We start from the raw sequence: 12772 nt of genomic DNA on the forward strand, positions 1-12772 counted from the left end.
CCGCCAGGTCACTCAGGCTCAAGAGACGCTCCATACACGAAGCTCATGCTTGCATCTTCACACTGATCTGAAACACCCCGGTTCCCACGAACCGGGGTGTTTCGCGTTTCGTCCTCACTTACTTCAGGTTCATGCAGTTCGCGTAATAGGTGACGGTCGCCGGCCAATCGGAGAAGATGCCTTCGACGCCGATCTGCTGGGCCAGCACATCGACCAGCTCATAGACCATGCCGTCGTTGTTCACGATCTCGTTGATCGACTTGTAGTAATATCCACCGCCCTTCTGCAGCGGGCCTGACCGCTCCAGCGACCAGGTGATGATCTTCAGCCCGGCGGCCTTGGCTTCCCTGGCATAGGCGGACGGGGCGATCCTGCCATTCTCCACGGTCACCAGCAAAGGCAGCGACGGGGCGATGTAGTTGACGCCCATCTCCTTCAGTTCCTTCATCGAGGGCTTGAAGGTGGCCGGATCCATGTGGTTGAAACTCTTGTCGGTTTCATCCCGCTCGTCCAGCAGGATGGCCTGCCTGGCGAAAGCCGGCTCGGCCTTGATCCAGTACAGGATGTCGGACAGGTTGAAGGATTGGGGGAACACATCCTCCGGCGGGATGCCGGCGGCCTTGTATTCGTCAATCATCGCCTGGGCATAATTCTCCTGGCTCCAGCCCTGGTACGGCATATCGACCGCAGGCGCCTTCAGTTCCGGCGTGAATTTCAGACCCTGCGCCTTGACCAGTTGGATGTACTCGGCATGGGTCATCAGCGTGCCGCCGGCAGCGGCATACAGGTCGGTGCGCCAGGCCGGCGTGCCCTTCATGTAGGCGTCGACGTTGGTCGCCTTGGTGTTGGCGGCATCCATCTTGCCGGTCAGGCTCTTGAACTCGGCCAGGGTGATGTCGCTGGTGCGGCATTCGGCCGAGGCCGGCTTGTCGCCGTCGGCCGGCACGAACGGCTTGCTGCATTTCCTGGCGAGGTCGGTCGCCAGGATGTTGGTGGTGGTGTGCAGGTCGTTCTGGGCATGACGGCAGACGAGCTGCTTGTCGGCGGTGAAGGCCACGTCGCATTCCTGGATGCCGACGCCCATCCGTGCCGCCGCGCGGTAGGACTGAAGCGTGTGCTCCGGGAACTGCATCGGCGCGCCGCGGTGGGCGATGGAGAAGAGCTTCTTCTCCAGCGGCTTGTCGGCACAGGCCTCCAGCTTCGCCTTCAGCTCCGGATTGCGGATCTGGTCGATCAGGAAATAGGGGCGGGGGCCGACCTCCACCGTCGCCGCAGAAGCGGCACCGGCGGGCAGCGCCAGGGCGATGAGGAAGACCGGTGCGAACAGCCTGCGCATGGGGGTGTATCCTTACGGTGTCGGGGCCTCACATGTGCTTGATGACCCGATACGGTCTTATGCCGTTTCGATGAAGAAGCGATGACGGGGCGGGATTCGAGCGTTCGGGCTTTCCGGGTCGGCGTTCCCATGGTCGCTTCATCGGCTATTAACTTGTTTTTGCTGAATTCGACGGATGTGGTCCGCCCATGCGGTGATGGCCTTGACGGTGGCGTGGTGACGGCGATGGGCGATTCGGACGATCTCTTCGACATGTATCGCAAGGACCAAGCCGCGGCTGCGTTGACCGGTCCAGCCCTGGCGGCGGCGCTTGCCGACACGGTGAAGCGCAGTTTCGCAAAGATCGAGGAGCTTTGCGCCGACGTGACGCGGGCGCTCGCCCAGGCCCGTTACACCACGAAGCTGGCGCAGACGGTGACCGACCGGTCGAGCTATGTGCGGCTCGACCGCCAGTCGGAGACCTTCCGCGACTACCTGCGCGGCTGGAGCCAGCAGCGGGCCGAGAAGGGCACCGGCGGCATGCATTGGGAAGCGCAGATCCTCGTCACCGACCATCGGCGGACGACGAAGGAGATCGGGCTGGGCGTCGCCTTCGAATGGCCGGGCGCGGGGGAGGAGGGCAGCCTCGCCTTCGTCGAGTTCTGGCCGACCGGCACCGGGGTGTCCTTGCCGGCCGACGCCCGCGGCTTCCAGCGCGCGCTGGTCGCCTGCATCATCAAGCTGGAGCAGGCCGGCGAACTGGCCAGCGTGAAGGGTCGCTGACGGGCGTTACAGCGTGGCGTTCAGGCCCGAGGCCGACAGCTCCACCGGCCGGCGCGCCTGCCCGTCGCGGGCATAGGTGCCGTCGCTCGACGCCTTCTCCAACGCGGTCAGCAGATTGCGGTTGATGGTCAGCACCGCCTTGCGCAGGGCGACGAGGCCGGAGGCATTGACCGACACCGCCCGCTCCAGCCGATCGATGCGCTCCAGCGTCATCGCGCGCAGATCGTCGGGCAGGCGGATGCCTTCGTCGCGGGCGCGCAGGACGGCACCCTCCAGCTGTTCGGCCATCGCCGCCTTGCGGTGGGCGAAGACCTCCAGCCGGTCGAGCATGCCGGCGGCGATACAGGCGGATTCCTCCTCCAGCACGGCGGACAGCGCTTCCACCGCGTCGAGGAAATCGCGGACCAGCAGGGCGGTGGCACCGTCATAGCCGGGATCGGGAGCGGCCGGTCCCTCGGGCTGCGCCTGTTCGGGCCGGCGTTCGGGGGCGAATTCGTGGATCAGGTCCTTGAGGGTGACGCTCATGAGCGCTGCTCCGCTTGGGATGCGTAGAGGCGGGCGATCTCGTCCTGCGTCATCCTGCCGATGCCGAGCGTGCCGGATTCGGCGATGGCCTTGCCGTATTCCTGCAACATCATGCTGCGCCACGGCTTCTCCGCCGGGCCGCCGCCGCCGAACAGCGGGCTTTCGCGCATGCCCGCGAACATGCTTTCCATCAGCTGGCCGACCAGCATCGCCTCGAATTCCTTCGCGACCTTGTCGGCCGCTTCCGGGTTGGGGACGGCCGGCGTCGCGGTTGCCGGCGTGGGGGTCGCAGGGCTGCGGAGGGTCGTTGCGGCGATGTCCATCGTCGTCTCTCCATCCTGGTCTTTGGGGGTCAGATGATTTCCAGGTCGGCGTGCAGGGCGCCGGCGGCCTTGATGGCCTGGAGGATCGCCACCATGTCGCGCGGCCCCACCCCCAGCGCGTTCAGCCCGTTGACCAGCTGTTGCAGGCTGACATTGCCGCCGACCGTTACGAACTGGCGGCCGTTGCCCTCCTGGACCTGCACGTCGGTGCGTGGCACGACGACGGTCGAGCCGTTGCTGAAGGGCTGCGGCTGCGACACCTGCGGCGTCTCCACCACGCGGACGGTGAGGTTGCCCTGGGTGATGGCGACACGGCTGACCCGGACATCGTCGCCGATGACGATGGTGCCGCTGCGTTCGTCCACCACCACGCGGGCGACGGCGTCGGGGCGGACCGCCAGCTGCTCGATCTCGCCGATCAGGCGGGAGACGTTGCCGACATAGGACCCGGTGATCCGCACGTCGACGGTGGTCAGATCGACCACCCGGGCGTTGCCGGTGCCGAGCCGGCCGTTCACCGCGTCGGCGATGCGGATCGCCGTGGTGAAGTCGGGGTTGCGCAGCGCCATCCGCACCGCGCCGACGTCGTTCAGCGCGAATTTCAGCTCGCGTTCCACCGTGGCGCCGTTGGCGATGCGGGCGGTGGTCGGCACGCCCTTGGTCACCGTCGCCGCCGTTCCGCCGGCGGTGTAGCCGCTGACCGACAGCGGCCCCTGCGCCACGGCATAGGCCTCGCCGTCGGCTCCCAGCAGCGGCGTCACCACCAGCGTGCCGCCCAGCAGGCTGGTGGCGTCGCCGAGCGCCGAGACCGTCACGTCGACCGTCGTGCCCTGGCGCGGGAAGGGCGGCAGGCTGGCCGTCACCATCACCGCCGCAGCGTTGCGGGTGCGCAGCGTCTCGCCGCGGGTGTTGATGCCCAGCCGCTCCATCATCCCCTTCAGGCTCTGTTCGGTGAAGGGGGTGTTGATCAGCCGGTCGCCGGTGCCGTTCAGCCCGACCACCAGCCCGTAGCCGACCAGCTGGTTGCGGCGGACCCCATCGAAGGTGACCAGATCCTTCACCCGCGTCTGTGCCGCCGAGGGGACGGCCGACAGCATGCCGAACGCCAGCAGCAGCCCGCCGGCCAGCACCAGGGCGCGGCGCAAGGCGGGCCGGAGCCGGTACGATAGGGGGACCTGGATGCCGGGGCTCATGGGAATCGCGCCTAGAGGTAGTTGGTCAGGTGCAGCTTGGCGATGCGCGCGGTGGCGCTGGAGGTGGCGTCGATCTGCGCCTCCAGCTGGCTGATCCGCGTGCTGGCCTCGTAGGGATCGACCCCTTCCAGATTGTCGATCTGCAGGCTGAGAACCGACTTCTGGGTCTTGTGCTGTTCGGCGAGAGCCGCGACCTGGGCGCGCTGGATGCCGAGCTGCGCCGTCGCCTCCCGCAGCTTGCCCAGCCCGCCGGACAGCTTGTCGACCGCCGTCCTGATGTAGTCGGGATAGGCGTCGACCTCCATCTGCGAGGTATCGACCGCCGCCAGCATGTAGATGCCTTCCAGCATCTGCCGCATCATCGGATCGTTGGCCTGCACGCCATAGGCGATGCCGGTGGACTCCGCCGGCTGGCCGGCGACGCGCGGCGACGCGGAGCCGCCCGGCTGCATCGTGGTGGTGCCGGTGTAGAGGCCGCCTTCGAACGTATCGGTCAGCGGGGCGGGGGCGGGCGTCGCCGGGTCGCGCACCGCGAACAGCTCGTCGAGCCGGGCGACGACCGCCGCTGTCTCCGCCGCCGTGATCGGCATCGCCGTGCCGCCGGTGGCCGACTGGATGGCGTCCCGGACGATCTGCATCGGCGAGCGCAGGCCCGACTTGTCGCCGTCGACATTGCGCATCGGCGGCTGGTCCAGCGCGGTGCCGGCGAAGAGATAGCTGTTGCCCGACGAGGCGTTCAGCAGCCCGACCACCTGATCCAGCACGCCGCGAGCGCGGATTTGCAGAGACGTCCCGGTCGGCGACTGCTGCCCCAGCCCGGTGGAGGCGGCGGCCAGCAGGTCGGTGCCCGACGCGAGGATGCTGGTCATCGCGCTGTCCATCGTCTTCATCCGGCCGTCGAGCAGGTCGGTGGTCTTCACATACTCGTCGGTGCGGTCGAACAGGTTGCGCAGGGCGATGTCGCGGCCGGTACCGGCGCCGATGGTCGCGGCGACGTCGGCATGGACGCCGGTCGACACCTCCTCGTTGGCGCGGGTCAGCTCCATCTGCTGCCGGGTCATCGTGCTTTGCAGCGACCGGCTCATCCCCAGCGTGGACAGGGCATTGTACAGCATCGGCTTACCCCTTGATCTGCAACAGGATGTCGATCATGCGGCCGGCGACCTGCACCACCTGGGCGCTGGCGCCGTAGCTCTGCTCGATCAGCAACAGCTTCTGCATCTCGTCGTCGATGTTGACGCCGTCGCGGTTGATGCGGGCGGTCTCCAGCGTGTCGGCGCTGATCTTGCGCGCGCTCATCTCCGACTCCGCGCCGGTGCGGTAGCCCTGCTGGGCCGACACCATGGCGGTGGCGTAGCTGCCGAGCGTCGCGTTGGCCGGCATGTCGGTGGCGGCGAAGCTGCGCGTGCCGGTGAAGACGGCCTGGAACGTCTCGATCTGCGTCTGGTCGCCCGTCGGGAGCGGGGCCGCCGCCTGCACGCCGCTTTGCACCCGCCAGCTTTCCGTCCGCACCGCGTCGTTGACGGCGATGCGCGAGGCCAGACCGGCGGTGGCGCCATAGGCCGTGCCGGCATCGGTGAACAGGCCGGGCTGGGTCGGGTCGGCCTCCGCCCCCTGGAAGGCCTGGACGAGGCCGGCGGCCAGTTCGTCCAACTGCGCCATGGCGCGCGGCATGTCCTGCTTGACGGTCTGGACATAGCCCATGATGCGGCCGCTCTGGATCTCGCTGTCCGGGTTGGCCGACAGGGCGACGCCGTTCGCCATCACCTCGTCGCCCAGCAGGGTCAGCGGGCTTTCGCCCGGCGCCAGCGGGTGGTCGAGCAGGGTCTGGCCGTTGCGGGTCATCACCACCACCTGGCCGTCCTCGCGGCTGTAGGTGCGGATGCCGATCTCCTGCGAAACCTGATCGAGCAGGCGGTCGCGCTGGTCGCGCAGGTCGCCGGCGTCGCCGCCGCGCGTCTCCAGCGTCGCGATCTTGCCGTTGAGGTCGCTGATGCGCTGGAGCGAGGTGTTCACCACATCGACGGAGGTCTGGAGCCGGCCCCTGGCATCGTCCTGCACCGTCTGCGCCGCCTCGGCGGCACGGTTCAGCCCGCCGGCCAGCGCCGTCGCCTGCGACACCACGGCGTTCCGCGCCGCGTCGTCGTTGGGCATGTCGTGCAGGCGGGAGAAGGCCTGCTGCAGCTTCGACAGCTGGGTCGAGACCGACTTCTCGTCCTGGGGCTGGCCCAGCACCAGCGCATAGTCGGCCAGCGCCGAGGCGCGCGCCTCCTGCCCGCTGTAGCGGCTGGTCTCGAACCGGGCGTCGCGGATCAGCAGCTCGTCCACCTTGCGGGCGACGGCATCGACCCGCACCCCGGCGCCGCGGCCGGCGGTGCTGACCGCCGACAGGTCGAGGTCGCGGCGCACATAGCCGGCGGTGGTGGCGTTGGCGAGGTTGTGGGACACCATCGCCGCCTGCTGCTGCGTCGTGCGCAGGCCGGACAGGGCGGACGTGAGGGCGAGTTGGACGCTCATGGCCGGGACTCCGTCGGAACTGGACTCAGCGCTTCAGGCGCGTGGTTTCTTCGACCATCTCGTCGGCGGTGCGCACCAGGGTGGCGCTGGACGAGTAGGCGCGCTGCGTCTCGATCAGCGACACCAGCTCGGTCGCGATGTCGACGTTCGACTGTTCCAGCGCGCTGCCGACGACGCTGCCGGCGCCGCCCTGCTTGCCGGCGCCGAGCGTCAGGGTTCCGGTGTCCGCCCCCAGCGTGTAGGTGTTGCCGTCCTGGGCGACCAGCCCGTCGGGGTTGGTGACGGTGGCGATCGGGATCTGGTACAGCGCCTGACGGGCGCCGTTGTCGTACATCACCCACAGCTTGCCGCTGTCGTCGATGTCGACCGAGGTGACCTGCCCGACCTTGGCGCCGTCGCCGGTGACGGTCGGGACGTAATCGCCGTTCAGTTGGGTGACGTTGCCGAGCGACATGGTGAAGCTGTCGGCGGTCGGCGTGGCCGGCGAGGTGACGGTGAGGCCCGGCATCGGGTCGAGCGGCAGGCCGGCGCCGTCCACCGGCTTGCCGGCATAGGGGCCGGTGGCGGCGAAGGTCAGCGTCACCGGCGCGCCGGCGACGGTGTAGCCGGTCGGGCCGGCAGCGGTCAGCGTCCACTGGTTGGGGCCGGCGGCCTTGGTCCAGGTCAGCGACAGGTCCAGCGGATTGCCCAGCCCGTCATAGAAGGTCGGGCTGCTGGTGAAGCTGTCGCCGGCGGCGGCCTGGGCCGGCAAATTGCCGGAGAAATCCATCTGCGTCGTTTTGCTGCCGCCATAGACGAGGTTGCCGACATTCACCGACTGGAGGTCGTCGAAGCGGGAGGTGCTGACGTTCGGCATGGTGCCGTCGGGATTCAGTTTCCAGGCCTCCAGATACTGGCCGGCATTGTTGTGCAGGAAGCCGGCCTCGTCGGGCAGGAAGCTGCCGGCGCGGGTCAGCGAATATTGCGGCGTGCCCGACGCCTTGTTGCCGACGACGAAGAAGCCGTTGCCGCTGATCGCCATGTCGGTGGACGAGCCGGTGCCGAGGATCGTGCCGTCCTGCTGCACCTGATAGTGCGTGGCGGACTGCACGCCGCTGGCGGTGTAGGTGCTGCGGCTGCCGGGCGAGGTGACCAGGGTGGAGAAATCCACGGTGGCCCGCTTGTAGCCGACCGTCTGGGAATTGCTGATGTTGTCCGAAATGGCGGCAAGGCGCGAGCTTTGCGCGGACATGCCGCTGACACCGGAACGCATGGCGCTGTACAGGCTCATCCTTGGAATCCTCTGGTCAACCGTCGAACGGGCCGTCGTCGTGACGGCGAACGGAAGGGAAGTTGTGCGTTCCGGGATTCTCCGCGGATGACTGGCGGGGTTAACGGTAGCGAAGGGGTTTTAAAGGGGCTTTAAAAGAAAAGGAGGGTGGTTTTGTTAAAATTTTCTTTGGATTTATTTGGCCGAGTGTCGGGTGCGAGTGCCCCCACCCCAACCCTCCCCCGCTGGGCGGGGGAGGGGGTAAGTGCTTGTGCGGCAGAGAGGCGGCAGTTCCTCCCCCGCCCAGCGGGGGAGGTTAGGTGGGGGCATTCGCACCCGACACTTCACTCCTACCGCCGCAGCAGCGTGATGCTGATCCGCCGGTTGCTGGGGTCGAGCGGGTCGCTGGCGCCGAAATGGTCCAGATCGGCACGTCCTTCCACCCGGACGATGCGCCCGCCCGGAATGCCGCTGGCCAGCAGCTCGCGGCGGGCGGCGTTGGCGCGGTCGCTCGACAGTTCCCAGTTGCCGTACTTCGCATCCGGCGCATAGCCCAGCGCATCCGTGTGGCCGGTGATGCCGATGGGGTTCGGCACCGACGCCAGCGCCGCGGCCACCATCCGCATCAGCCGGCGGCCCTGGTCGTTCATCTGGGCCGAACCGACCTTGAACATCGAGAAGCGGGCCTGATCGGTCAGCTGGACGCGCAGCCCCTCCGGCACCTGCTGGATCACCAGACTGCCTTGCAGGGCGCTGAGATCCGGCGACGCGGCGATGCGCTGGCGGAGATCCCGTTCCAGCGACTCCAGCGCCACCTTCTCCGTCAGTTCGGAGGACTGGCGGTCGAGCAGCGCCTCCAGCTCCGCGCGGGTGGCCTGGGGTGCCGGCGGTACAGCCGGAGACGCCGCGGGCGCATTTTCCGTTGCCGGGCGCAGCAGGTCCACCGGCGGAACCGCACTGCCCGGCGGATGGGGCATCGGGTCCTTGCGGCCGGCCGGCTGGCGGTCGCTGTCGCCGACCGACGCGACGACGGGCGGCGAGGCCACCGGGCTCGCCTGATCGCCGGCGGCGTTCGGGGTGGTCAGCGATCCGCTCTTGTCGACCGAGCGGCCGGCCAGCATGCCGTCGGCGCCGGAATTGCTCTGCGACACCGCGACCGGATTGAAATAGTCGGCGATGCCCTTGCGCTGTTCGGTGGTGGTGATGTTCATCAGCCACATCACCAGGAAGAAGGTCATCATCGCCGTGACGAAGTCGGCGTAGGCCAGCTTCCAGGTGCCGTTGTGCTCCTCTTCCTCGTGGCCGCCGAGGTGGCGCTTGACGATGATCGGGGGGAGGGCGGTCTTGCGCGGCATGGCCGGTCACGCCGCCTGACGGCCGTCGCGGGCCTTGGCCTGCGACGACAGCGCGGTGGCGACCTCGACTTCTGCCAGACTGGGCTGGATGTCGGTGTACAGCACCTTGCGGGCATATTCGGCGCAAACCTGCGGCGGGCTGCCGCGCAGATAGGCGCACAGCGCCGCCTTGATGCAGAAATACATGTTCAGTTCCGATTCGCGGCGCTGGCGGGCGGCGCTGGCGATCGGGCCGACCATGCCGTAGGACAGCAGCACGCCGAGGAAGGTGCCGGTCAGCGCCCCGCCGATCATCCGGCCCAGCACCTCCGGCGCCTCGCTGATCGCGCCCATCGCGTTGATGACGCCCAGCACCGCGGCGACGATGCCCAGCGCCGGCAGCGCGTCGGCGAGGTTCTGCAACGCCTTCGGCACCTGGTTCAGTTCGCGGCCCAGCGTGTCCAGCTCCTCCGCCATCAGCGATTCCAGGTCGTGCGGGTTGTCCTGCCCCAGCGCGATCAGGCGCAGGTAATCGCACAGGAAGGTGATGCAGCGGTCATAGCGCAGGACATTGGGATATTGGGTGAACAGCGGGCTTTCCGCCGGCTTGTCGATGTCGGCCTCAATCTGCGACATGCCCTTGGACTTGGCGACGCGCAGCAGCCCGTAGACCAGCGCGATCATGTCGAGATAGTCGTTCTTGGGCGTGGCCCGGCCGCGGGCGATGGTGCCGACGGCGCGCAGCGTGTCGCGCAGCACCGACGGGCTGTTGGCGATGGCGAAGCCGCCGATGCCGGCACCGATGATGATGACGATCTCCACCGGCTGCCACAGCACCGCCATCCGCCCGCCCATCGCGTAGAACCCGCCGAGCACGCTGGCAAACACCGCGATCAACCCGAACATCAAGCGCATGTCTTCTTCTCCGGATGTGCAAAGGCCATCGCGATTGGGGGCAACGGTCCGCCGACGCTACAGCCCGCCGTTTAAAGCGGCTTTACGGATCGGGGCCCAAAGGTCAGGGGGACTGCCGCCACGCTCGCGCCAGCCGGTCGAGCGCGCCGGCCGCGGCGAGGTCGCGCTCGACCGACTCCGCGCGCAGCGGCCCGTCGGCGGGCGGCGGGGCGAGCGCGTCGAGCAGCCCGGCCCAGCGGGTGCCGGCCAGACGCGCGCGCTGCGCCTCGCCGAAACCGCGCAAGGCATCGGCATCGCCGGCCAGATAGGCCGACAGCCCCTGCAAGGCCAGATCGTCGGCCGTGGGATCCGTCCCGGTGGCGGCGAGTTCGGCGAAGGCGCTGCGCGCCGCCCGCCATTCCCCGGCGGCGAACAGCCCCTCGGCCCGCAGCCGCGCCGCCTCCGCCCCACCCAGGCCGCGCAGCGCGTCGAGCGCCCGCACCATGTCGCCGTCGCCGAGCAGCGCGTCGGCGCGCAGCAGGGCGCGGCGTTCGGCCAGAGCCGGCTCCAGCGCCGACCCGCCGGTGCGGGCCAGCACGTCCAGCGCCTCCCCTTCGCGCCCACCGTCGATCAGGGCGCGGGCCAGGGTGGCGCCAAGCTCCGCCCGGCGCGCGCCGCTCGCGCCTTCCGTCAGCGCATGCAGGATGCGGGTGCCCTCCAGCCCGTAGCCGTCGCGCAGCAGCAGCGTGGCGAGCCGCAGCCGCAGCCGGCCGTCCGGACTGTCGGCCAGCGTCACCAACCGGCCGTGCCGCGCCTGCAACGCCAGCGCATACAGCCCGCCCGGCGGCGACCGCTCCAGCCGATCGAGCACGGCGCCCAGCAGGGTCCGCCCGGCCGCCAGCGCGTCGCGCCCGCGCGCGGTGGCGCCGAAGCGCCGCCCCAGCAGGCCGAAGATGTCGAGCGCCGCGTCGGTCCTGCCGCTGCGGGCATAGGCGCCGCCCAGCGCCGCCAGCGCATCCGTCTCGATCTCGTCGCCGCGCCAGGCGAAACGCAGGGCCTCCAGCGCGGCGATGGCGCCGTCCTCGTCCAGCCGGCCGAGACCCCGGCGCAGCTCGATGGCGCGCACTTCCGCCCGCCGGGCGAACGGACCGCGGCGCAAGGTCGCCGCGGCGTCATAGCGTTCGAGAGCCGCGTCGGGAGTCGCCTTCAGCTCCGCCAGCCGGCCGCGGAAATAATCGAGCCGGCCGTCGGCCATGCCCGTCGAATCGACGGTGATCATCTCCAGCACGATCAGGTTCAGCGCCACGCTGTCCCCCGCCTCGTCCGCCGCGGCGGCGAGGGTGGTCAGCAGCCGGCTGCGCAGGTCGGCCGGATAGTCGAGCAGCCGGCGGAGCGCGATGGGCAACCCCTCCTTCGCCGCCGCCCAGCGGTTCGGCGCCAGCGCGACGCTGCGCCAGACATGGTGGTCGGGCATGGCGCCGGCCGGCAGCTGGACGAACAGGTTGTCGTCAGGCGCGTCCTCGCGGTCGAGCGCGCGGAAGGCATCGCCGAGGATGCGCAGGCTGTAACGCTGGTCGGACGCCGGCGACAGGCTGGCCGCCGTCTCCAAGGCCGCGCGCCCTTCCTCGTCCATCGCGCGGGCGAGCAGGAAGCGGACCAGCGCGATCTGCGCCTCGACCCGCGCCCGGCCCTGCGCCTTGTCGAACGCGCCTTGCAGAGCCGCGCGCGTGCGGTTGAAATCGTCCCCGGCCCAGCCGGCGAGATCCATCGCCCCGATGGGCGGCGGAGCGGGCGGCTTTGGCGGTTCGGCGGCCTGGGGTGCGGGTTTCGCCGGGCGTTCCGGCATGCGCTCCAACTGGCGCAGGGTCTCTTGGATACTGTCGCGTACCTCGCCTTCCAGGCTGGCGACGATGGGGAGGGGCGCACTCTCCCCCTCCTTCTCCCTCTCCCCCCCGGGGGGGAGAGGGGACTCTGCCGGGGCTGTGAGATTGACAGGCGCCGCGTTGGCCGTGCCGATGGGGTTCAGCGCTTCGACGACTCCGGTGATACTGACAGCGCCAACCTCCGGCGCCGCAGCCGCGACCACCGCATCCGGCGTCCCCTCCACCGCCCCGTCCCCCGTCCCCCCCGGCTTGACCCCCGGAACCGGCGGCCCGCCGACATCGACGATCAGGTTCCGCCGCTCCATGAAGCTTGCCACCCGCGCCCCGCAGGGCACCGTCGCGATCAGGCTGCGACCGCCGTCTGCCGTGACGAAGTCCGCCAGCCGGCGGGAGAAGCTGTCACGCAAACTCGCCAGCGGCCAGCGCAGCGGATCGGGTACGCTGACGCGCAGGACGCAGCCGTCGACGACCGCGACCGGTTCCACCCCCTTCGGCACCGACAGCACCAGCCGCGAATAGTCGCCATGGTCGCCCAGCTGCGCCCGGACGGCGGCCTGCGCCGGACCCGGCGCCGCCAGCAGGGCGAGAACCAGCGTCGAACCAAGCGTCAGTGCGGTATCCGGGCGCCGTTTCATCACAGTCGTCTCGCATTTTATCGAAATGATCGTCAAACCCGAGCCAAGACCGGCAAGGCATCGTCCGGACCGGTCCAGGTTGAAACCCGGCTTTAAACTGCCTCGTCCAGATTAAGGCGGA

11 protein-coding genes are annotated in these 12772 nt (G+C 69.3%); 1 reads left to right on the forward strand and 10 read right to left on the reverse strand.

Annotation, left to right across the window (positions count from 1 at the left end):
• Nucleotides 1-118: 118 nt before the first annotated feature.
• Nucleotides 119-1336: a glycerophosphodiester phosphodiesterase family protein gene (locus JHL17_RS25820; RefSeq protein ID WP_200197559.1), complete on the reverse strand. Its 1218-nt coding sequence runs from the start codon at nucleotides 1334-1336 to the stop codon at nucleotides 119-121.
• 225 nt (nucleotides 1337-1561) lie between these two features.
• Here JHL17_RS25820 and JHL17_RS25825 point away from each other — a divergent pair, with 225 nt between their 5' ends.
• The gene (locus JHL17_RS25825; RefSeq protein ID WP_200197560.1) at nucleotides 1562-2098 is read left to right on the forward strand and encodes a hypothetical protein; all 537 of its coding nucleotides are present in this window, start codon (nucleotides 1562-1564) and stop codon (nucleotides 2096-2098) included.
• Nucleotides 2099-2104: 6 nt separating this feature from the next.
• Here the strand turns inward: JHL17_RS25825 and JHL17_RS25830 are convergent, their stop codons facing one another.
• The 9 genes from JHL17_RS25830 to JHL17_RS37745 all read right to left on the reverse strand — a co-directional run bounded on the left by JHL17_RS25830 (nucleotide 2105) and on the right by JHL17_RS37745 (nucleotide 12651).
• Nucleotides 2105-2623, reverse strand: a complete 519-nt coding sequence (locus JHL17_RS25830; protein ID WP_200197561.1) for a flagellar protein FlgN — start codon at nucleotides 2621-2623, stop codon at nucleotides 2105-2107.
• On the reverse strand, nucleotides 2620-2946 hold the full coding sequence (locus tag JHL17_RS25835; protein WP_200197562.1) for a rod-binding protein: 327 nt from the start codon (nucleotides 2944-2946) through the stop codon (nucleotides 2620-2622). Before JHL17_RS25835 ends, JHL17_RS25830 begins: the two co-directional genes overlap by 4 nt.
• Before the next feature lie 29 nt (nucleotides 2947-2975).
• A complete protein-coding gene (locus JHL17_RS25840) occupies nucleotides 2976-4139 on the reverse strand; it encodes a flagellar basal body P-ring protein FlgI (protein WP_200197563.1) in 1164 nt (387 codons plus the stop codon).
• Nucleotides 4140-4150: 11 nt separating this feature from the next.
• A complete protein-coding gene (locus JHL17_RS25845; RefSeq protein ID WP_200197564.1) occupies nucleotides 4151-5254 on the reverse strand; it encodes a flagellin N-terminal helical domain-containing protein in 1104 nt (367 codons plus the stop codon).
• A gap of 4 nt (nucleotides 5255-5258) precedes the next feature.
• Nucleotides 5259-6656: a flagellar hook-associated protein FlgK gene (gene flgK, locus JHL17_RS25850; RefSeq protein ID WP_200197565.1), complete on the reverse strand. Its 1398-nt coding sequence runs from the start codon at nucleotides 6654-6656 to the stop codon at nucleotides 5259-5261.
• 25 nt (nucleotides 6657-6681) lie between these two features.
• Nucleotides 6682-7926 carry a flagellar hook protein FlgE gene (locus tag JHL17_RS25855; protein WP_200197566.1) on the reverse strand — a complete coding sequence of 415 codons (1245 nt, stop codon included), beginning with the start codon at nucleotides 7924-7926 and terminating at the stop codon, nucleotides 6682-6684.
• Nucleotides 7927-8255: 329 nt separating this feature from the next.
• On the reverse strand, nucleotides 8256-9260 hold the full coding sequence (locus tag JHL17_RS25860) for a flagellar motor protein MotB (RefSeq protein ID WP_200197567.1): 1005 nt from the start codon (nucleotides 9258-9260) through the stop codon (nucleotides 8256-8258).
• Between the two features lie 6 nt (nucleotides 9261-9266).
• Nucleotides 9267-10154: a flagellar motor stator protein MotA gene (motA, locus tag JHL17_RS25865; RefSeq protein WP_200197568.1), complete on the reverse strand. Its 888-nt coding sequence runs from the start codon at nucleotides 10152-10154 to the stop codon at nucleotides 9267-9269.
• Between the two features lie 103 nt (nucleotides 10155-10257).
• On the reverse strand, nucleotides 10258-12651 hold the full coding sequence (locus JHL17_RS37745) for a hypothetical protein (protein WP_200197569.1): 2394 nt from the start codon (nucleotides 12649-12651) through the stop codon (nucleotides 10258-10260).
• Nucleotides 12652-12772 lie beyond the last annotated feature (121 nt).

This window comes from Azospirillum endophyticum, from assembly GCF_016595245.1.
GTDB lineage: Bacteria > Pseudomonadota > Alphaproteobacteria > Azospirillales > Azospirillaceae > Azospirillum > Azospirillum endophyticum.